Genomic DNA, 19,878 nt, shown 5'->3' with positions numbered 1-19,878 from the left:
CAAACAGGTTTGGCCTAGTCCGCTAGACTTAAGTAGCCTCAAAATAGCGATCCAGTATCGCCAATGTCTCGTGGATAACTGCAAATCGTTGCTCAATTGAGGCATTTAACGGCCTGATGCCGATTTTTGCCCCTAATATCTGCAAGGTTTCGAGCTTATCGCAGGCTGCCAGACACTGATGAATTGCCGTTTCACTCATCCAGCTACCCGGCTCACCGTGCTTAATCAACTCACTTTGCTGCGCTGGCTGATGAGAGTCACGCCAGGCACCGTATTCACTATCCTTATCTGATACGCCGGAGAACATTACACCGCGTAATAACCCGGCCGCCTTTGCTGCTTCAATATGCTGCACCGCGCCTGCTACCGTGCGGGTCTCAAATACCGAGCGGCCCCAGTTAATTACCATGCCCAGCTGCTGCTGTTCAGGGATAGTTGCATTAACAGCGGTTAATACTTCCAGCTCGTCAGATAACGCTAAAAAGCCTTTTGAAGGTAGATGGCTGTCGACATAAGCGTCACAGTGTTCAATAACGATTTGGGCGCCCTGCCAGTCCCAGCCGAGCATCGTTTTTAGCGATGCGCGCAGTGAAGCCTTAGATGACGCTGCTTTATGGCGGGCCGGCGCGGTTTGAATTTGAATAGCAGTAACAACCTTTCGGCCAGCATGGGCATTTAATTTGCTAATTGCCGCGCATGCCTGTTGCATAAAATTCAGCGCTGCCTGGCGCCCGGCATCGTCATCTGAGGCAATGCCAAATTTGGGGTTCTGGCCCAACGCATTCATAATACCGGGGATGCAGGTAAACACATAATCCCACTTTGGGTCGATATTGGTTAAAAACCAGGCGTCGTCATGCTGATGCAACTGACCTAAAAAAGGATGCTCCAGCCCTTTAATATTTGGTAACGCTTTTAATGCATTATAAAAAGCCGTTTCCAGCTCAGGGTTCCAGCCACTATGATTGGGTGATGCAGCATAAGCGCCTAAGGTGTATTTCATGGTTCAACGTATCCGTTTAATTGGCTGGTTGGGAAAGCGGCTGCGCGGGTCAACGCTGGCTAGTCATCAGGGCTGTTGCAGGTAAATACCAGATGCTTGCGCATATCTTTGAGCACAAACCCTTTTTTAAGCAATAAACCGCTAAGTCGTTTTTGCCAGATTAGCAGGTGCGGCTGCGCGGCCTCAAGCCCGGCCTCGTCTGCAAACTGTAGCCGCACCAGCAAAGAACCAGGAAGCGCTTCATACTCAAGGCTAAACCAGCATTGCACCACAGCCTGCAATTCTGCCTGCGCCTGTTGCTCTAATGCTGTCACCGCGCTAAGCACTGCCGCTTGTTGTTTAAGTTGCACCTTGGATAATTTTTTCATTACTAATCAGTTTTTTAATGGAAAATAAGCGTGTTGCACCGCTAGCAGAGTTTAGCCGGAATTGGTCTGAGCGACAATCGGCAGCCGGCTTGCCATTGACACGTAGTACACCAAAGGGGCGGCAGGAATAGTTATTGCATACATTTCAGATAAACCGGTTTGCCCGGATCATAACACTTTGCGTTACCGCAGTGCGGTTAAATGAAGTACCGCTTATGGAGAAAACTTAAGTTAAGCATGGGGTACCCTTATGCGTACACTAAAAATTACTGGCTGGATTATCCTCGGCCTGGCAGCGACAATCGCTATCGCCCTTACGGTATTGCTGGTCGCGCCCAAATCTTACCTTGGTTTGCTGCAAGCACAGCTAACCGCTGCCACAGGTTATCAGCTGAACGTGGACACGCTGCAGGTAGACCTTTTTCCGCCACGACTAGCTGCCACCAATCTTAATCTTAGCAATCCTGAAACACCCATCGGCAAAAATTTGCTAAAAGTAGCACAAGCAGAACTGGTTATAGATGTGGGCAATTATTTTACTTCTGCGCCGAGCTGGTGGCGGGCGGCTGCAAGCGGCATTGAGCTGCAGCTTATTGACCGGGATGACGGCTTAACTAACTGGAGTACTGCGCTGCCACGCTCTGAAAATCAACACTCTGACAGCAACAAGACTAACCCCGGAAAAACACCGGCCAAGCCTTCTGATAACGCCAGCAGAAACACTCGCCCGGCGCTGTTTAGTTTTTCTGAAGTTGATATTGCAGACCTGACTTACAGCCGCACCATAGCAAGCCCTGAAAAAGACGATCAGTCAAACCAGTTGACGGTATCGCAATTAACGCTGACAAAAGAGTCAGATGAACGGTTGCTGGTCAAGCTTCAGGCAAGCCATGAGGACCAGCCACTTACCGGATCGGGCAGACTGGCATTGCCCCGCTCTGACCAGGCCAGGGATGTAGATTTTTACGCTGCTGGCTTTGGCGCTGAAATACGGCTTAACGGCACTGTAGGCAGCGATGGCATTACACCGGGTGAAGCAACAGTCAGCGTGCGGTTAACTGAGCACGACACGCTTGGGAGTTTAATTAACAGAGACCTTGGCCCGATAGCGCCAATAAACCTGGATGGCAGCCTTAAAGCACCGCAGCAGGGACACTGGGGACTCAAACTTAGCGGCGCAGTGGGTGGTCAACCGCTTCAGCTCAGTGCTAAGGCTGTTGCCGGGCAGCCAGCCTTCACTTTACAGAACCTGTCACTGGATTTTGCGGATAGCTCGCTGCAGGCAAACGGCATCTTAAATACCACTAGCCACAGCCTGACAGGCAAAATAACAGCCAGTAATCTTGCACTGGACCAATTTCCTGTCGTTGCCGGCAAAAACGATGGGCAAAAGCAATCGGCAACCGATTTAACGGCAATTTTGCAACGGCTGGCACAGTGGTCAATCGACCTTGATCTGCAGGCAGCACAGCTGCATTATCAGCAGCACCGGGCGCAAAATCTTAACGTCAATATCAGCAGCCGCAACGACGCCATGGACGTAACGGCCGAACTGGCGGGCGCAACAATCTATCAGCATCCCGTTAGCGAGGGAGAGGACAGCAATTCACCGACACCTGCCTGGCAACTGGAAAGCCCGCTGAATGCGACAATGAAGCTGGATTTTCAGCAAGCAGAACAGCCAGCCGGTTGGCCATTGGTTATTACGCTGAAAACAGTGGGCGTCGACGCTGAGCTTACTACCACTTTTACTCAGCTTAGCGCAGAACAGCCCCGTGCCACGCTGGTAGCAAACATTGAAAATTTTTCTGCGTTTAGCAAGATTGATACTGCGCGCTGGGATAGCTTCCTGCCGTTAACACTAAAAATACAGCTTGCCGGCAACAATACGCTGTACCAAATTGATCCTTTTAATATCAGCCTTGGTGATAGCCAGCTGGAGGGTAGTTTAACCGTGAATAACACTCAAAGGCTTGTGGCAATAAATGGCCATTTTCATGCACCAGAAATTGATTTAAATCGCTTTGCCACCACCACTGCTGAAACACTGGAGGGTAAGGGCGAAAGCGTGGATGAAGATAGTGGCGATTTGATTTCAGATAGCCCGCTTAACTGGGGTTGGTTAAGTGCTGCCACTGCTAATGTCGCGATGACAATTGGCAGCCTGCAATTTAACCAGACCACATTTAGTAATATTAAAACCCAGCTGGTAATACGGGACTCCAAGCTTCAGGCTGAGCCGTTTGACGCTGAGTTGGCGCAGGGCAAAGTACGCGGCCATTTAAATATTGAACAGCTTGATAAGGGCGCCAGCTTAGACGGCCGGTTAATGGTGTCGGGATTGGTACCGGCAGATCTGGGGCAGCAGAATAAGGGGCTTATTGATGGGGGCGAAACAGACTTATTGCTGAACTTACAGGCCAATGGTAATACGCCGCAGCAACTGGCTTCCAGTTTAACCGGCGAAATCGCGCTGGAAATCCAGGGCGCGACTATCACTAATAATCTGTTTGAAGTTCTCGGCTCGGATATCTTACTGCAAACTATTAATCTGCTTAACCCCTTTGCTAAACGCGACAGCACGACTGAACTGGAATGCGCCGCAGTATACTTTAAGGCTAAGCAGGGCGTGCTGACCAGTCCGGAACAGTTAGTTATTGAAACCAGTAAAATGAAAATTCGCGGTGGTGGTACCATCAACCTTAATGATGAGAGCCTGCGTATCGATTTTGTGCCGACACCCCGCGATGGCCTTGGCATCAGCCTGAGCAATCTGGCATCAGTCGTCAGATTGGGCGGCACCCTGGGCAAGCCGCAGCCGGTAGCTGACCCGTCCGGTATATTAAAAGCCGGTGCTACCATTGGTGCAGCCATTGCCACCGGCGGTTTATCGTTGCTGGGCCAGGGTTTGTTTGATCGGGTTCGCAGCGCCGGTACGGCCTGTGGCAAAATATTCGATACCGTGCCAGAGACGATGAACGAGCAGCAAAATTAGCGTTAATAAACAGTTTGTGGCAGAGAAAAACCCGGCAGAATTGTCTGTAATATCTACCCGGTTTTGTAAAATTAACAATACCGCCCGGCTACCTCACTCAGTGGTAAGTAACTCCCGGTACCATTAGGTGTAAGGCGTTATGTGGTTGGATAGCAGGATGACCTATCCAACCACTTGGTTGGTTGCTTATTTACCTATTACAAAACCAACAAAATTTTGATCTTCAGTAATAAATTGACCAACAATGTTTTTACCGTTATCTGAAATATACTGTGGATAAGTGCCGATTGCATCCGGAATATTTACCCGCTCTCCTTCTTCCAACGTAATAGTAGCGCACTGTGTCTTTGGCGTTGCAATCTTAAATCCTTTAGGCCCTTCATTGTCAAAATAAAAGCCGACGATAGTGCCATTGCTGGCAATACCTCTGGCTGCGGATTGAAAGCCCTCAATGTTAAAATACATCACATCACCGGAAGGATTGCGGACCCAAGCGTAGCGGGCAAAAGGCGATGCAGGATCACAGGGGTTGTTCTCTAAAAATATTGCACTTCCTACTGTCTGTCCTGAGGCATTTATGCCCTGTGAAATAGTAAAAGCGCTCTCAACAATCGTGGTAAAGGCGGTATTTTTCCGGTCATAAAGAAATCCGTAGCTTTCACCGGAATTCTGATCAAAATAGAAACCCGAAATCATACCCTTACTGTTCATTGCCCTTGCTTGGGTAAAACCATTAGAGTCGGGATGTTCAAAGGTATCGACATTACCTTTTTTATCAATAAAAACACCGACCGTGCGGCCGGTATTTACGTCAATTGCTGAGCCAACTTTATCACCAGACTCCGAAGTAGCAAAAACAGCTAAATTCTCGTATCCAACAGGGGTGTCAATCTCTGTGACACCGCCGGACTTGCGATCATAAATAAAGCTTACCGCTGATGATGCAACGACTTCACCTTTGCTATTGATGCTCCACGCCTGGGTATTTTCCGCTCCAGGATATTCAATAAGTTCAATAGTGGTTGAGGGGTTTGCTATGGCTTGTGACGATAACAGCATTGATACAGCTACAACTAAAGTCGACCTTTTTAAGATGTTTTTCATAATGATTCCTTTTTATGAATTTAACTAACAACAACTGAATTAAGAGACTTCATATGTAAACGGCGAAGGCACACTGCAGCGACTATTATAGTCAACTATTGTAGAAGTGCTTTTTTCAGGCATGGTGTGACACGATATTATGTAACTTCAACAGTACTGCCCGGCAACCCAGCCACTGGCCCAGGCCCATTGAAAGTTATAGCCGCCCAACCAGCCGGTGACGTCGACCACTTCGCCGATAAAATACAAACCAGGTTGCTGTTTTGCTTCCATGGTTTTCGAGGATAAATAATCGGTATCAACGCCACCAATGGTCACTTCTGCCGTGCGGTAACCTTCGGTGCCATTGGGTTTAAACAGATAACCATGCAGGCTGTCGGCGATTTGTTTAATGCTTTTATTATTAAGTGCTTTTAACGGCTGATTAGTAAAAACCTGCAGCTCCAGCAGTTTTTCAACTAAGCGTTTCGGTAATAGTTTAGCCAGCGCGGTTTTGACCTCCTGCTCCGGATGCGCTTGCTGCTGCGCCGCCAGAAATTCGCCAATGTCGGTTTGGGGCGACATATTCACAATGACCGGATCGCCGGGTTGCCAGTAGCTGGAAATTTGTAATATCGCCGGCCCGCTTAAGCCGCGGTGGGTAAATAACATATCCTCGGGGAACAAGGTGCCATTCGCTTCGGCTGTTACTGGCAGCGATACACCACTGATTTCCTCAAATATTGCTTTGTCACTCGGTTGCCAGGTTAGCGGCACCAGCGCAGCGCGCAGGGGCAGGACTTTTAAACCAAACTGCTCGGCCAGCTGAAAACCAAAAGCAGTAGCGCCTAAATTGGGCAGGCTTAAACCACCACTGGCAACAACTAAACTGTGACACTGCCGGCTTAGCTCTGCGGTGGTAACAGTGTATTGACCATCGCCAAAGCCGACGCCGGTGATGCTTTGCTGCAGCGCAATGTGCACATTGACCGCTTTCGCCTCTTTCAGCAGCATTTCAACAATATCTTTGGCAGAATCATCACAAAATAGCTGGCCCAGGGTTTTCTCGTGATAGGGAATGGCATGCTTTTGCACCAGGGCAATAAAGTCCCACTGGGTGTAACGGCTAAGCGCTGACTTACAAAAATGCTTATTTTGCGACAGAAAGTTTTCCGGGCTGCTATACATATTGGTGAAATTGCAACGACCGCCGCCCGACATCAGGATCTTCCGGCCTACCCGTTTACCGTTATCCAGCACCAGGACACTGCGACCGCGCTTGCCAGCTTCAATAGCACACATCAGGCCTGCCGCACCGGCACCTATTACAATTACATCCCACTGCTGCATGCTAAAAAGCTCTTTTACAAAAAAACGCTATTGTCGGTGACAGGCGCGTCATATGCAATTGGCAAACGTGAACTTAATTGTAGGGCTATCACACCACCGCTTATGAATTTTACTGCTAACTAATAACTTTAAATTATAAAGCAACACCTTAATTGTCATCTATCGCACGGCGAGCTGGCCCGCTGTAGTTGGCTTGTTGCTTATTTCGCCAAAAATAAAATAGCCCTTTTTTAGAAACGCTCTACTTTACCAAGCTCAGCTGTTAACAGTTGTCACTAATTCACGCATTTACACTTAGTTACATTTTGGATAATAGTAACTTTGATGTTATTGCTGATTTGCAATATGCGGTCATCCCAATCCAGGAAATGATAATTACTATAAACAATAAGAGTGTATTCATGTATAAACCCAAATTTAAACTTAGCCAGCTTGCCCTGCTATGTATACCAGCCAGTATACTTATGACGCCCACTTTAATGGCTGATGACAACCAGCCGCGTCTGTTTGCCAACGCCCATCCCAAAAATGCCAAAGCTAACGCAGCTGACAATTCACAAAATGCCAAACGCTATATCGTCAGGTATAAGCAACAGAGCATGGAGCAGACGGGCCCTGGGCTATACTCCACTAACGCCAACGCGCGCCGGTTATATAATCTGGAACGTAAATCTGAAAAGCTGGCACAGCGCGGCGGCAAAGTTAAAATGATGCTGGCAGCGCAGTCAGCTATCGCCGTTGAGCTGGACGATGCCGCCCTGATTGAATTGCAGGCCGACAGCAGTGTTGAACTGGTTGAGGAAGATTATAAACGCCACCTGTTAGCACAGCAAATTCCTTATGGCTACACTATGGTTCAGGCAAACCAGGTCAGTGACCAGTTCGCCTCTAATCAGAAAGTCTGTATTATCGATTCAGGTTTAGACTTACCACACGAAGATTTCTTAACCGGTAATATTACCGGTACCAACGATGCAGGTACCGGCAACTGGTTTGATAACGGCGGTCCGCATGGTACTCATGTTGCAGGCACTATTGCCGCACTAAATAACAGCACCGGTATGGTCGGTGTAATGCCAAACGGCAACGTAAAGTTGCATATTGTTAAAGTATTTAACGAAGAAGGTTGGGGCTACAGCTCTACGCTGGCTAATGCAGTAAATACCTGTGTTTCTAATGGCTCTACCGTTATCAACATGAGTTTAGGTGGTGGTGGTGCTAACACTACTGAAAGCAACGCGATGCAAGCGGCTTTTGATCAAGGCGTACTGCTGATTGCTGCGGCGGGTAACGACGGTAATACGGTGATGTCGTATCCGGCGTCATACAATTCGGTTATTTCAGTTGCCGCTATCGATAAAAACAAAGTATTAGCTGATTTCTCACAGCGCAATACTCAGGTGGAACTGGCAGCGCCGGGTGTGGATATCCGCTCTACCTACCCTGAAGGTACCGGCCTTGAAGCCATTCTGAGTGTTGGCACTACGAACTATGAAAGCTCGCCAATGACCAACTCCAGCGACGGCAGTGCTAATGCTGCTCTAGCTAATTGTGGCCTGGGTGACACCACGTGTGCCAGTGTCGCCAATAAAATCTGTCTGATTGAACGTGGCAGCGTCAGTTTTGTACAAAAAGTACAATCTTGCGAAAATGGCGGCGGTTTAGCAGCGATCATTTATAACAACACCACGGGCGATTTTGGTGGCACTCTGGGTGATAACCCTGGTACAACCATTCCAGCCCTTGCCGTAACCCAAGCTGTCGGTCAGGCATTACAAGGTCGGTTGGGGCAAACAACCTTCGTCAGCTCTGGCGCCAGCAACTACGGCCTGATGAGCGGTACGTCTATGGCATCGCCACATGTTGCCGGTATGGCCGCACTGGTATGGAGCCACTTCCCGCAATGTACCAATGCTCAAATCCGTAATGTATTAGCCGTTACCGCTGAGGATCTTGGTGCAGCGGGTCGTGATAATTCTTATGGTTTCGGCTTGGTGCGCGCGAAAGCCGCATATGACTATATCAACCAGCAAGGCTGTGATGGTTCTGGTACTGGCGGCGGCACCACCCCACCACCACCGTCTGGCAACGAGCTGGAAAAAGCGGTTGCTAAAACCAACCTGACTGGTGCTACCGGCTCTGCAACTTATTTCACTATTACCGTGCCGGCTGGTGCTAGCAACCTGAGCTTTAATATGTCAGGTGGCAGCGGCGATGCTGATTTATACGTGCGCTTTGGCAGCCAGCCAACCACGTCAAGCTACGATTGCCGTCCTTATAAAGGCGGTAATGCAGAAAACTGTAGCTTTGCCACGCCTCAGGCTGGTGTTTACCATGTCATGATCAGCGGTTACAGTGCTTACGCAGGTATGTCGCTGGTGGCCGATTATACTGCACCTGCTGGCGGCGGCAGTACTGGCGGTGGCGGTACTTTAGAAAATCTGAGCGCGACTAAAGGTAACTGGTTACACTACACTATTACGGTTCCTGCTGGCATGAGCTCATTAACAGCAACCAGCTCTGGCGGTACCGGCGATGCCGATTTATATGTGCGTCGAGGCAGCCAGCCTACAACAACCACTTATGACTGCCGGCCATATAAAAACGGTAGCAACGAAAGTTGCAGCTTCAGTAATCCGCAAGCGGCTGTTTATCATGTCAGTTTGCGCGCATACAGCAGTTTTAGCGGTTTAAAACTGGTTGTAGAATATAAGCCTTAAGAAACGCTTATTCATTAAATAATGGCGCCGCGTGGCGCCATTACTTTTACTGAAATTAAATCTTAAATATATATGTTATAACTAAAAGCTATAACTCATTCTGGAATTAAATTGCTACACCCTATATTTATCGTGCCCTGCCTGAACATAGAAAACACCGTTAAACCATCAAACATACCTTTTTTTGAAACGACAGCCAAACTGGATGACGCAGCCAAAATTTATCTTTGTTTTGCCTATATACAAATTCTTACAATTTTATTAAAACAGTTACGATGTTGCTGTGGTGTAACAGCATGTTTTCATCAAACCCAGGGATGCCATTAAAAACAATAATTAAGAGTTCATTATGAAATTCCGTACATTTAAATTAAGTCGCCTTGCTTTATTGTGTTTACCGGTTGCGTTTTGCAGTAACTTGCAAGCTGAAGAAACCATCGACTATGCCGATGGCCCGGTGACCCGGTGACCCGCTTTATTGTTAAATATGTTGAAACCGACAGTGATACCGGTCAATTACCACTAAAAATCCGTGAGCAACGTCGGGCAGAAAAATTAAAAAGAAAAGCTGAACGCTTCAGTGATCGGGCCGGCGAACGAGTCAGCTTTGTCAAAGAGACCGCGCTAAAACGTCACGCCGTTTATGGCGCCAGCAGAAAGCTTTCTAAAAGCGAAACTACAGCGATGCTCGAGCAACTGGCCGCTGATGACGAAGTAGAATTTGTCGAAGAAGACGTCTTAATGCAAACGGCGTTTACACCTAACGACACCAGTTACACCAGCCAGTGGCATTACTCTGAAACCACCGGCGGCCTGCGGGCACCAGCCGCATGGGATAAAGCAACGGGCCAGGGGGTCGTTGTTGCCGTACTGGATACTGGCTACCGGCCGCATATTGATTTAAACGCAAATCTGCTACCTGGCTATGACATGATTTCAGACGCTTTTATTGGTAACGATAGCAACGGTCGTGATAGTGATGCCCGTGATAACGGCGACTGGACCAATGCAGGTGAGTGTGGCAATGGTCAACCCACTTCTTTCCGCGCCTCTAGCTGGCATGGTACCCATGTAGCTGGCACCATAGCGGCAGTAACTAATAATAACCGCGGCGTGGCTGGCGTTGCCTACAACGCAAAAATTGTGCCGGTAAGAGTATTAGGTAAATGTGGTGGCTATACCTCTGATATTGCCGACGGTATTATCTGGGCTGCGGGAGGAAGCGTATCTGGTGTACCTGCTAATGCGAACCCGGCAAAAGTAATTAATATGAGCCTGGGCGGCAGCGGTGCCTGTAGTGCGACCACACAAAATGCCATTAACCAGGCGCGTGGCCTTGGCGCGGTAGTAGTAATAGCTGCCGGCAATAGTAATGACAATTCAACTAATTATAACCCCGGTAATTGTAGCGGCGTCGTAAATGTTGCCGCCACTAATAGGCAAGGTGGCCGCGCCAGTTACTCAAACTTTGGCACCAACATAGATGTAGCAGCGCCTGGCGGTCAAATGACCTCGGCGAATGATCCAAATGGTGTACTATCAACTTACAATACGGGCAGCACAACGCCCGGCTCTGATAGCTATGGATATAGTCAGGGAACCTCCATGGCCGCGCCGCATGTCGCGGGCGTTGCGGCACTGATTAAGCAGGTTAAGCCCTCTGCCACACCAGACGAAATTGAAACTATCCTGAAAACTTCCAGTCGCAGCTTCCCAGCAAGTTGCAGCGGCTGTGGCACGGGTATTGTTGATGCTAATGCTGCCGTTACGGCAGCCATGCCGGCGGCCGGTGGCGGCGGTACCGTTACTAACCTATCGGCTACAACAAACAATTGGTTACATTACACCATAACAGTACCAACAGGCATGAAGACGTTGTCAGCAACGATCTCCGGGGGTACTGGTGATGCTGATTTATTTGTGCGCCGCGGTGCCAGGCCAACTACAACTACCTTTGACTGCCGCCCCTACTTAGAGGGCAATAATGAAAACTGCAGCTTTAGTAATCCGGTAGCGGATACCTGGCATGTCAGTATTCGTGCATACAGTAGCTTCACAGGTGTTAACCTGGTGGTCGCTTACAATCCTTAATCGTTTTCGTGATTGAGCTTGCGTAAACAGGGCGCCGATCGGCGCCCTGTTTTTATTGTTGCTGGTGTCGTAATAAGCCCGTTGTGGGCGGCGATTATTTAGGGGTTTAACAAGCGATGCAGTTGTGCTTTTGCCAAAGGTTCATTCTGTGCGGCTGCCAACTGGTAAAAATCGCGGGCTTTAATTAAATCCCGGCCAACACCACGGCCATTTTCATACATCCAGCCCAGATTATATTGGGCCGTAGCATAACCTTGTTCCGCAGCCTGGCTGAACAACTCTACTGCTTTTTTATCGTCTGCTTTTACCAGCCGGCCATTTTTATAAAACATACCAAGTGCCGTTAGCGCCCGAGGTACTTTAGCATCCAGCGAGCTTTGATACAGCGCCAGCGCCCGTGCCTCATCTTGCGGCACACCGTAGCCTTTTTCATACAGCCAGCCCAAATGGGCTAACGCCCGGCCATGCTGCTTGTCAGCGGCCTGCTGATACCAGTAAACAGCTTGCTGATCATTTTGTTTAACACCCCGGCCGGTTTCAAACCTTAGCCCCATATTAAACTGCGCATCGGCATCGCCACTTTCTGCAACTTTCTGATACCAGTATACTGCCTGCTGCTCATTTTGAGCCACACCGCGGCCACTCGCGTACATAAAACCCAGATTATACATAGCGAACACTTCGCCCTGTGCAGCCGCCTGCTCATACCAACTCACCGCTGCAGCATCATCCTGCGCTGTGCCGGTACCATTGGCAAGGCGCAGCGCTGCAGTATATTGGGCTACGGCTAACCCTTGCTGCGCAGCCGCCTCAAACCATTTAAAGGCTTGCTGTTCATCTACCGCTACCCCGGTTCCGTTGGCGTAGCTTAAGCCTAACTGGTACTGCGCATTGGCGGAGCCCTGGCTTGCTGCCAGTTCAAATAATTCAACTGCCCGGCGTAAATCATCCTGGCGGCCACCGCTTTGTTGCAGCAACAAGCCAAGGTAATAACTGGCATCACCGTCTTGCTGGGCTGCTGCCAGCTCCAGCCATTCTTTGGCACGACCGGTGTTAGCACGCACCCCACGCCCCTGCAGGTAACTGGCACCTACTTCGCGCTGGGCTGCCGCTAAACCTTGTTCCGCCGCTTTTGAAAATAATTTGAAGGCCGTATCATCGTTCTTACTGACGCCATTGCCATCGCGATACAATAACCCAAGCTGATAAGCAGCGCGGGTATGATTTTGCGCCGACGCCAGCTGCAGCCACCGCGCCGCCTGACTCATATCAACCGTGGTTCCACGACCATCACTGTAGCGGTTAGCCACAATAAACTGGGCATCAACATCGCCCTGAGCCGCTGCCTTTTCAAACCAGTTTAGCGCAGCACTTTCGTCCTGCTTAACACCACGGCCATTGGCATACATGTACCCCAGATTATACTGGGCCAGCAAATAGTCCTGCTGCGCAGCCTGGCGATACCAGTACACTGCCTGCACATCGTCTTTACCCACACCGCGACCATTGGCAAACAAGGTCGCCAGGTGATATTGCGCGACAGCCATGCCTTGCTCGGCGGCAGCAACAAACCAGTTAGCCGCTTCGGTATAATCTACCGCAACACCCAGGCCGTTGGCATAGAGTGCGGCGAGGTTAAATTGAGCATCAAGGTTGCCAGCCTGCGCCAGTGGCAACCACTGCGCCAGGGCTTCACTGTAATTTTCGCGATTAAAGGCGCGCATGCCGGTGTCAAAATTGGCTGAACCAACATCGACCGAGCTGACATTGGTGGTGGCCACCGGCGTATTAGTAGTGGTTTTATCCGCGCTGCGCTCAGCCACAACATTGTCGTTGCTTTGTTGCTGAGTATTCACTTGAGCGCCTGCCAGCGCTGCGGCCGGATTACTGGTACCAAGCGGGAGTTCAGCGGCATTGCTGACGACTACCCGCTGGGGTGCAGGGGAAGATACTGCTGATTGCGTCTGCTCAGATATAACAGCCGTTTGTGTTTCTGCCGCTGATTGCTCAGCCCTCAACCGCTGAGCACCGCGCTCAATATCACGCTTTGCAGCAGTTATTTCAGCAAAGTCAGTGCTGTTAGACGCAGCCTGTTCCAGCCAGTACGAGGCCTGCAGCGGGTCTTGCTGTACACCCTGCCCCAATGAGTAGGCTTTGGCTAACTCAAATTGCGCTGCCGTTACCCCTTCCATAGCCAGATTTTGCCAAAGCTCGACTGCTCTGGCATACCTACCATCATCAAACGCTGTTTTCGCTTCCGTCATTATTTCGGAATTATCTGCTGCTGCCACCAAACTGACTGCGAGCAATGCTGTTGTTATTATATTTAGCCGCATAGATGCCCCTCCGCTGCCATAGTTATACCAAAGTTCAACTAAGACACCAACAGCTTAATCCATTATATAAGCGTTAAATAATGGTAAAACCACAGGCAAAAACTGCGACAAAGCGCTATTTATGCGGGTTTAACGGCTTTTTCTGTTGCTGGTAAGCATTAATAACATTTTTCCAGGCAAGCTCCTGCCAGTGAAAAGGCGTCAGGTTTGCGCGCTCTTTATGCAAGGATCGCAATAACCGTTGCAGATTTTGTTGCTGCCAATTGCCCGGCTGCCGACGCCGGCATTTATCAAAATCAATTAGCCATACCTTACCGTCGTTATCAAGCAAAATATTACGGCAGTTGAGATCGGTATGGTCTACCCCCGCTTGATGCAGACGGGCGATGGTGGTGCCAACCGCCTGCCATTCACTATCAGTAAGGGCACGGTCACGATGTAATATAGTCGCCAGATCGCGGGCGTCACTTATCCGCTCTATCAGTAAGTCTGCCTGGTAGCTTACGCCGGTACGCAGATAGCGGGCCGCAACCGGTTTTGGTACGGCTAACCCTTGCTGACGCATCCATTGCAGCAAGCTGAATTCCTGCATAGCACGACTATACAAGGCACTTTGGTAGAAGAACCGGTCTTTGTTAATTTTGCCTGCCAGGCCACCGCGATAATAATGGCGCAATACCAGCTGATGCTGGCGCTCCTGGTGAGTATGTCTGATAAACCACGCCGTGTTGCGGCCGGTCGAGCTGCCGGTTACCGCCTGCTGTTGCTGCCACCAGGTAGGGTCAAACTGCGCAGCGCTTATGTTGTCGAACAGATCGGTGCGAAACCAATATAATTCGTTGCCGGCAGTCTGGCGCTGCACGTTGCTAAGGCTATCCCCACACAGGTCGGCGATGGCCATACTGCTGCGCTTTACTGCGCCTTGCTGTGACTGGAAAAACTGGTAAGCCCGCTCGCCTTGCTGCTGGCGCATAACGGTATCAGCCAGCAGCGCAGCGGCATTGGCAGCTAACTGTTCAGCATTTTGGATGATGCTAACGGCGTGTCGTTGAGCCAGCTGGTTATAAGCATCGGCAAAATTAAAATAATGCGGCCCGGTTTGTACCGCTTTAGCAAAACATATTGCCTCTAACGGGTTGTGGCCGCCCCGTTTAATTAAACTGCCGCCAATAAATACCAGGCTGGCTTGCTGGTACCAGGCTAGTAACTCACCCATGCTGTCAATCAGTGCCACATCAGTGTAAGCCGTTGGCGCACCGCCGGCGCTTCGCCGCCATAACTGCAGCCCGGCCTGAGTAGCCAGAGTGGCCACCTTATTAAAACGCTCCGGGTGGCGCGGTACCAGTACCAGCAATAAATTACTAAATTGTTTTTTAAGCTGAGGGTATAAGGCTATTAGCTGCTCATCTTCGCCTTCGTGGGTGCTGCCCGCTACCCAAACCAGCCGGTCGGTTAATGCGGGTGATAGCTGGCTACTGGTGGCTGCCAGGTTATCCGGCAAGCGCATCTCAAATTTTAAATTGCCCGTTACCTGTACGTTACTATGGCCTAATGCCCGGAACCGACCGGCACTGGCGCTATCCTGTGCCAGTAATAAGCTTATCTGCTGCAATGCAGGGAGGGTAAGCCAGGCAAAGCGCCGATAGCCCCTGGCGGAACGCGCTGATAAACGGGCATTAACCAGTACGGTAGGGATCAGCGCTTTGTAGCATTGCCTAAGTAAATTGGGCCAAAGCTCCGTTTCCAGAATAACAACAAGCTGCGGCTGCAAGTGTTTAATAAACCGGGCTATGGCGCCGGGGTAATCGAAGGGTAAATAACAGTGTTGAACAGAATCACCCAGCCGGCTTTTGATAATTGCGCTAGCGGTAGGGGTGGTGCAAGTAACCGTAAGCTGCTGGTTCGGATATTGCTGTTGCAACTGCTTAATTAACGGTAGCGCAGCGATAACCTCGCCAACCGATACCGCATGCACCACAATACCGCCGGCCTGAATTTGGGCAGAAAGCCAGCCAAAGCGCTCGGCCAGTCGCTGGCGATAGCGCACATCGCGCACTGAACGCCAGAGCAGATAGCCCAGCAATGGCAGCAAACCCAGATACAATAACAGCTGGTAAGCACAGCGGCTTAACGCCTTGGCCATAATAACTTCCTGTGTAAACGCAAATGTCGCCCCTACAGGCTAAAGCCGCTATGATGCCAAATATAAGCCTGCTACACCAAAAGAATCTGTTTTGACCCAACCTTTAATGCTAAACTTTTTGCCTTTATAGCCGGTTTAACCCGCTAACCGTAACGCCGGAGTTATGCATGACCGCAGCCAAACCAGAAAATAACCTGCCAGCAAAAGCCAGCGCACTGGATAACGTCAAAGAACTGTTATTGCGCTTCGCCGCCTCTGGCTACTTTCCGGCCACAGCCTTTATTAAAAACCAACCCGTTAAAACCGATTTGCCAGTTGTGCACGACAATATAAAGCTGGAAATTGTTACCCATTGCTGGAACTACGCCCGCTTTTTTGTCTATCAGTTAAGCTCCTTGGTGAAGTATCCACCAACGACAATGCAGGTGCGCTTTACCGTGTTCTATTCTGAAGAAGACCAGGCAACTGCAAAACTACTGGAGCATTTTCAAACGCTGTCAGTACCTAATATCGAGTGGAATTTTCAGCCTTTAGCAACACCCTTGTTGCTGCGACGGGCCATTGGCCGCAACCGCGCGGCAAAAGAGACTAAAGCTGACTGGGTGTGGTTTGCCGATTGCGATATGGTATTTCATGAAAACTGTCTGGACACCCTGGAGCAGCTACTTAAAGGTCGGCAGGAAATTCTGTTATTTCCCGATACCCTGCTGGTCACCCCACTGCTGACGGAAGCCGACCCGATGATCTCTGCCGGCAAAGACAAAACCGAATTGCTGGAAGTGGATAAAACCAAGTTCAAACCGCGTAAATTTGACCGGGCCACCGGCGCTATTCAGATTATTCACGGCGAAGTGGCGCGCAACTGCGGTTATTGTGACGATTTAGCGGTATACCAGAAACCAAAGTACCACTGGACCAAAACCTATGAAGATCGGGCAGTACGCTGGTTATTGGGTACCCAGGGTGTGCCGATAGCGCTGCCAAACTTACTGCTTATCCGCCATGCTGAAAAAGGCCGTTACAAGGAAGATAGTAAGGTGTCCGTTATTCGTAAAACCATTCGCCGGATTAAATCGGCACTTATTAATAAGTAATTACGTAATATGCCATCAAAAGTACTTATTTTTACCAAACGCGTGCTGCCAAGGTCAAACACCTTTGTTGCAGCACAGGGCAACAACCTGCCCAGTTTCTCACCAACTTACATTGGTCTTCGAAACGATAGCGGGGGGATTAATTTAATTGAGGGTAAAGCGACTTGCGTGCAAGCGGATGTAGAACCCATGGCCGTGCTATCCAGACTGTTACTTGATAGTTGTCAGATACTGACACCCAGATGGCAAAAGGCATTGGCTGCCAATCACGCCGATGTGATTCACGCGCATTTTGGTAAAGGCGGCTATTATTGCGCGCCCATTGCAAAAAAGCTCGAGCTGCCTCTGGTTACCACTTTTCATGGCTCAGATGTTACTCAAAAAGACAAATTTTCGTTCAACAGTAAACATCGTCATATTACCTTCGCACAATCCGCAAAAATAATAGCAGTATCACAATTTATAAAAAGAAAATTACTTAGCCGAGGCTGTCCGGAAGATAAAATTATTCAGCATTATATTGGCATTGATAACCAGTTTTTTGCTCCGGCAGCACAGAGATTTGAACAACCAACAATATTATTTGTTGGCAGACTAATAGAGCAAAAAGGTTGTCAGTATTTGTTACAAGCGATGAAAACTATTAATCAGCGGCTACCCGACGCCCAATTGATTATCGCAGGATATGGCTCCTATCAGGACAAGCTGCAACTACTCGCGAATGAAGTCACCAATGTTACTTTTGCTGGCGCGCAAAACAGAGTGCAGGTAAAAGAGCTGATGTCAAAAGCATGGGTAACCTGTCTGCCCAGTATTGTGATGGACAGAGGAAACGAAGAAGGCATGCCCACGGTATGTGTAGAATCTCAGGCTGTTGGCACACCGGTGGTCGCATTCGATACCGGCGGCGTTGGTGAAGGGGTAGTTCAGGAAAAAACCGGATTACTGTCTGAGCAAAAAAATGTCGCGCAACTGGCAGAGAATTTATTGACAGTATTGCAATCAACAGCGCTGCGCACCCAGCTGTCGCAAGCAGGTATTACCCACGTAAATCAAAACTTTAATATCCGGCGGCAATGTCAAAAACTGGAAGATATATACCAAAACGTTATCTCCGGTCACCATGGTAAACATTGTTAAGCCAATCGGGTGACCGACACCTTAACTGGCCAGATGACCTCGATACGGAGGTCAACTAGCCGGGTTGTTACAATCCTTCCAGCATCACTTCGGCTTTACTGACTTCAAAGGTTTTCGGCGCTTCTACGTTCAGTTGGGTTACCACACCATTTTCAACCAGCATGGCGTACCGCTGCGAGCGCACACCGCCAAAATCGCCGGTTTCCATGCTCAGGCCAACAGCTGTAAGTAAGATGTCGCTTTTATCTGAGTAAGCATGCAATAAGATGCGTATCGACGTCCGCGTTAGATCACCGAACTCATTTCGTACTTGGGGCAGAAACCCTAAGCGAGTCTCAATATTTAATAAGACAGTCACTATGTGATACTGTTAAGCATCTAAAAATTCTAAGAAAAAACTTTTAAATAAACCAATAAAATCAATTTCCAATCACAGAATTTACATGTAATATACAAAACCAGATCAAAATTTAAATAAGGCGAATTTAGGTGAAATATATTTACAGGATAATCCTAACATGTGTATTTTTTGCTTCCATTAATATAGATGCACAGGGTATAACCAGTTCAATGGATACCTTATCAAGGAACTGCCCACCCGAAAGTTTATACCTGGGGCCGAACAAAGCGCATGAGCATGGCGGATCATGTATTAATCCCACGCAGTTTTTAATGCCTATCTTAGATGCTATTTATACGTTGGATAAGCAATCTTGTGCCGCGATGGATATGATCTATGTTGGTCCTTGGGATGCACGCCGACATGGCGGGTTTTGTGTCTCCAGAGGTCGAGCGTACCCCACCATGTCGCGTGATTGCTCGTGGGCAAATTTACAATATGGCACAGGACATTATTCTTACAGTAGAAAACAAAATTATTATCCTCAATTTGACTCTGAAACTCAAAGTGGTGAATTTGTTTATGTTGGCCCTAAAAAAGCTCATGAACATGGAGGATATTGCTACAGTGTTTATAATTAGCAAAACTACTGGTTTAGTTTTGCAGACTAATTTATAAGGCTGACAGATACAAACATTCTCAGCCTTATAAATTAAAGTTCAACTATGATTAGCTACGTTCAAAGCCCCGCTAACATCACTTCAGCTTTGCTGACTTCAAAGGTTTTCGGCGCTTCTACGTTCAGTTGGGTTACCACACCATTTTCCACCAGCATGGCGTAGCGCTGCGAGCGCACACCACCGAAATCGCCGGTTTCCATGGTCAGGCCAACAGCAGTATGAAACGCCGCGCCGCCATCGGCTAAAAACACAATTTCCTCAGCATTCTGGCTTTTACCCCAGGCACTCATCACAAAGGCATCGTTTACCGCGGTACAAATAATGGTATCCACGCCTTTGGCTTTAATTTGATCGGCCAGGGCAATATAACCAGGCAAATGGGCAGCAGAGCAGGTAGGCGTAAACGCTCCTGGTACGGCAAACATCAGTACCTTTTTATTCGCGAATATCTGGCTGGTGGTCGGGTTCATTACGCCTTCTTTGGTCAGTTGTGAAAAACTGACTTCTGGTAATTTGTCGCCGGTTTTAATCATTG

14 protein-coding genes are annotated in these 19,878 nt (G+C 48.9%); 6 read left to right on the top strand and 8 right to left on the bottom strand.

All coding sequences use genetic code 11. The features are described 5' to 3' along the window. Positions 1 to 28: 28 nt before the first annotated feature. Together B2X65_RS14280 and B2X65_RS14275 are read right to left on the bottom strand one after the other, a co-directional pair. The gene (locus B2X65_RS14280) at positions 29 to 1,003 is read right to left on the bottom strand and encodes a DUF4862 family protein (RefSeq protein ID WP_290613670.1); all 975 of its coding nucleotides are present in this window, start codon (positions 1,001 to 1,003) and stop codon (positions 29 to 31) included. Between the two features lie 59 nt (positions 1,004 to 1,062). Beyond that, a complete protein-coding gene (locus B2X65_RS14275; protein WP_290613668.1) occupies positions 1,063 to 1,371 on the bottom strand; it encodes a hypothetical protein in 309 nt (102 codons plus the stop codon). 250 nt (positions 1,372 to 1,621) lie between these two features. Here B2X65_RS14275 and B2X65_RS14270 point away from each other — a divergent pair, with 250 nt between their 5' ends. Beyond that, on the top strand, positions 1,622 to 4,366 hold the full coding sequence (locus B2X65_RS14270) for an AsmA family protein (protein WP_290613666.1): 2,745 nt from the start codon (positions 1,622 to 1,624) through the stop codon (positions 4,364 to 4,366). A 186-nt stretch (positions 4,367 to 4,552) separates the two neighbouring features. Here the strand turns inward: B2X65_RS14270 and B2X65_RS14265 are convergent, their stop codons facing one another. Further along, the gene (locus B2X65_RS14265) at positions 4,553 to 5,470 is read right to left on the bottom strand and encodes a hypothetical protein (protein WP_290613664.1); all 918 of its coding nucleotides are present in this window, start codon (positions 5,468 to 5,470) and stop codon (positions 4,553 to 4,555) included. Between the two features lie 147 nt (positions 5,471 to 5,617). Next, positions 5,618 to 6,799, bottom strand: coding sequence for an NAD(P)/FAD-dependent oxidoreductase (locus B2X65_RS14260; protein WP_290613663.1), 1,182 nt, complete (start codon positions 6,797 to 6,799; stop codon positions 5,618 to 5,620). A 464-nt stretch (positions 6,800 to 7,263) separates the two neighbouring features. Here B2X65_RS14260 and B2X65_RS14255 point away from each other — a divergent pair, with 464 nt between their 5' ends. Then, positions 7,264 to 9,519, top strand: coding sequence for a S8 family serine peptidase (locus B2X65_RS14255; RefSeq protein WP_290613661.1), 2,256 nt, complete (start codon positions 7,264 to 7,266; stop codon positions 9,517 to 9,519). Positions 9,520 to 9,984: 465 nt separating this feature from the next. After that, a complete protein-coding gene (locus tag B2X65_RS14250; protein WP_290613659.1) occupies positions 9,985 to 11,610 on the top strand; it encodes a S8 family peptidase in 1,626 nt (541 codons plus the stop codon). 98 nt (positions 11,611 to 11,708) lie between these two features. On the opposite strand, the gene B2X65_RS14245 is transcribed toward B2X65_RS14250, so the two are convergent. Next, positions 11,709 to 13,946 (bottom strand): SEL1-like repeat protein, encoded by a 2,238-nt coding sequence (locus B2X65_RS14245; protein WP_290613657.1) that lies wholly within the window; start codon positions 13,944 to 13,946, stop codon positions 11,709 to 11,711. Positions 13,947 to 14,061: 115 nt separating this feature from the next. Beyond that, on the bottom strand, positions 14,062 to 16,089 hold the full coding sequence (waaA, locus tag B2X65_RS14240; RefSeq protein ID WP_290613655.1) for a lipid IV(A) 3-deoxy-D-manno-octulosonic acid transferase: 2,028 nt from the start codon (positions 16,087 to 16,089) through the stop codon (positions 14,062 to 14,064). 167 nt (positions 16,090 to 16,256) lie between these two features. Between waaA and B2X65_RS14235 the strand changes: the two genes are divergently transcribed. Together B2X65_RS14235 and B2X65_RS14230 are read left to right on the top strand one after the other, a co-directional pair. Further along, positions 16,257 to 17,183, top strand: coding sequence for a glycosyltransferase family 2 protein (locus B2X65_RS14235; protein WP_290613653.1), 927 nt, complete (start codon positions 16,257 to 16,259; stop codon positions 17,181 to 17,183). Between the two features lie 9 nt (positions 17,184 to 17,192). Beyond that, on the top strand, positions 17,193 to 18,323 hold the full coding sequence (locus B2X65_RS14230) for a glycosyltransferase (RefSeq protein ID WP_290613651.1): 1,131 nt from the start codon (positions 17,193 to 17,195) through the stop codon (positions 18,321 to 18,323). Between the two features lie 67 nt (positions 18,324 to 18,390). On the opposite strand, the gene B2X65_RS17865 is transcribed toward B2X65_RS14230, so the two are convergent. Beyond that, positions 18,391 to 18,531 (bottom strand): hypothetical protein, encoded by a 141-nt coding sequence (locus tag B2X65_RS17865; RefSeq protein ID WP_290613650.1) that lies wholly within the window; start codon positions 18,529 to 18,531, stop codon positions 18,391 to 18,393. 528 nt (positions 18,532 to 19,059) lie between these two features. Between B2X65_RS17865 and B2X65_RS14220 the strand changes: the two genes are divergently transcribed. Next, positions 19,060 to 19,341, top strand: a complete 282-nt coding sequence (locus tag B2X65_RS14220; protein WP_290613648.1) for a hypothetical protein — start codon at positions 19,060 to 19,062, stop codon at positions 19,339 to 19,341. A gap of 61 nt (positions 19,342 to 19,402) precedes the next feature. Here the strand turns inward: B2X65_RS14220 and B2X65_RS14215 are convergent, their stop codons facing one another. Continuing rightward, positions 19,403 to 19,876, bottom strand: a complete 474-nt coding sequence (locus B2X65_RS14215; protein ID WP_290613646.1) for a peroxiredoxin — start codon at positions 19,874 to 19,876, stop codon at positions 19,403 to 19,405. Positions 19,877 to 19,878 lie beyond the last annotated feature (2 nt).

The organism is Arsukibacterium sp. UBA3155 (assembly GCA_002364615.1).
Lineage (GTDB): Bacteria > Pseudomonadota > Gammaproteobacteria > Enterobacterales > Alteromonadaceae > Alishewanella.
The sequence above is the reverse complement of the archived record's forward strand: the minus strand, read 5'-3'. Positions and strand labels throughout refer to the sequence as shown.

Bases quoted from the DNA above. Each gene is read 5' to 3' on its own strand.
- B2X65_RS14280 (WP_290613670.1), bottom strand. From the start codon at position 1,003: ATGAAATACACCTTAGGCGCTTATGCTGCATCACCCAATCATAGTGGC.
- B2X65_RS14275 (WP_290613668.1), bottom strand. From the start codon at position 1,371: ATGAAAAAATTATCCAAGGTGCAACTTAAACAACAAGCGGCAGTGCTT.
- B2X65_RS14270 (WP_290613666.1), top strand. From the start codon at position 1,622: ATGCGTACACTAAAAATTACTGGCTGGATTATCCTCGGCCTGGCAGCG.
- B2X65_RS14265 (WP_290613664.1), bottom strand. From the start codon at position 5,470: ATGAAAAACATCTTAAAAAGGTCGACTTTAGTTGTAGCTGTATCAATG.
- B2X65_RS14260 (WP_290613663.1), bottom strand. From the start codon at position 6,799: ATGCAGCAGTGGGATGTAATTGTAATAGGTGCCGGTGCGGCAGGCCTG.
- B2X65_RS14255 (WP_290613661.1), top strand. From the start codon at position 7,264: ATGACGCCCACTTTAATGGCTGATGACAACCAGCCGCGTCTGTTTGCC.
- B2X65_RS14245 (WP_290613657.1), bottom strand. From the start codon at position 13,946: ATGCGGCTAAATATAATAACAACAGCATTGCTCGCAGTCAGTTTGGTG.
- waaA (WP_290613655.1), bottom strand. From the start codon at position 16,089: ATGGCCAAGGCGTTAAGCCGCTGTGCTTACCAGCTGTTATTGTATCTG.
- B2X65_RS14235 (WP_290613653.1), top strand. From the start codon at position 16,257: ATGACCGCAGCCAAACCAGAAAATAACCTGCCAGCAAAAGCCAGCGCA.
- B2X65_RS14230 (WP_290613651.1), top strand. From the start codon at position 17,193: ATGCCATCAAAAGTACTTATTTTTACCAAACGCGTGCTGCCAAGGTCA.
- B2X65_RS17865 (WP_290613650.1), bottom strand. From the start codon at position 18,531: ATGGAAACCGGCGATTTTGGCGGTGTGCGCTCGCAGCGGTACGCCATG.
- B2X65_RS14220 (WP_290613648.1), top strand. From the start codon at position 19,060: ATGTTGGTCCTTGGGATGCACGCCGACATGGCGGGTTTTGTGTCTCCA.
- B2X65_RS14215 (WP_290613646.1), bottom strand. From the start codon at position 19,876: ATGATTAAAACCGGCGACAAATTACCAGAAGTCAGTTTTTCACAACTG.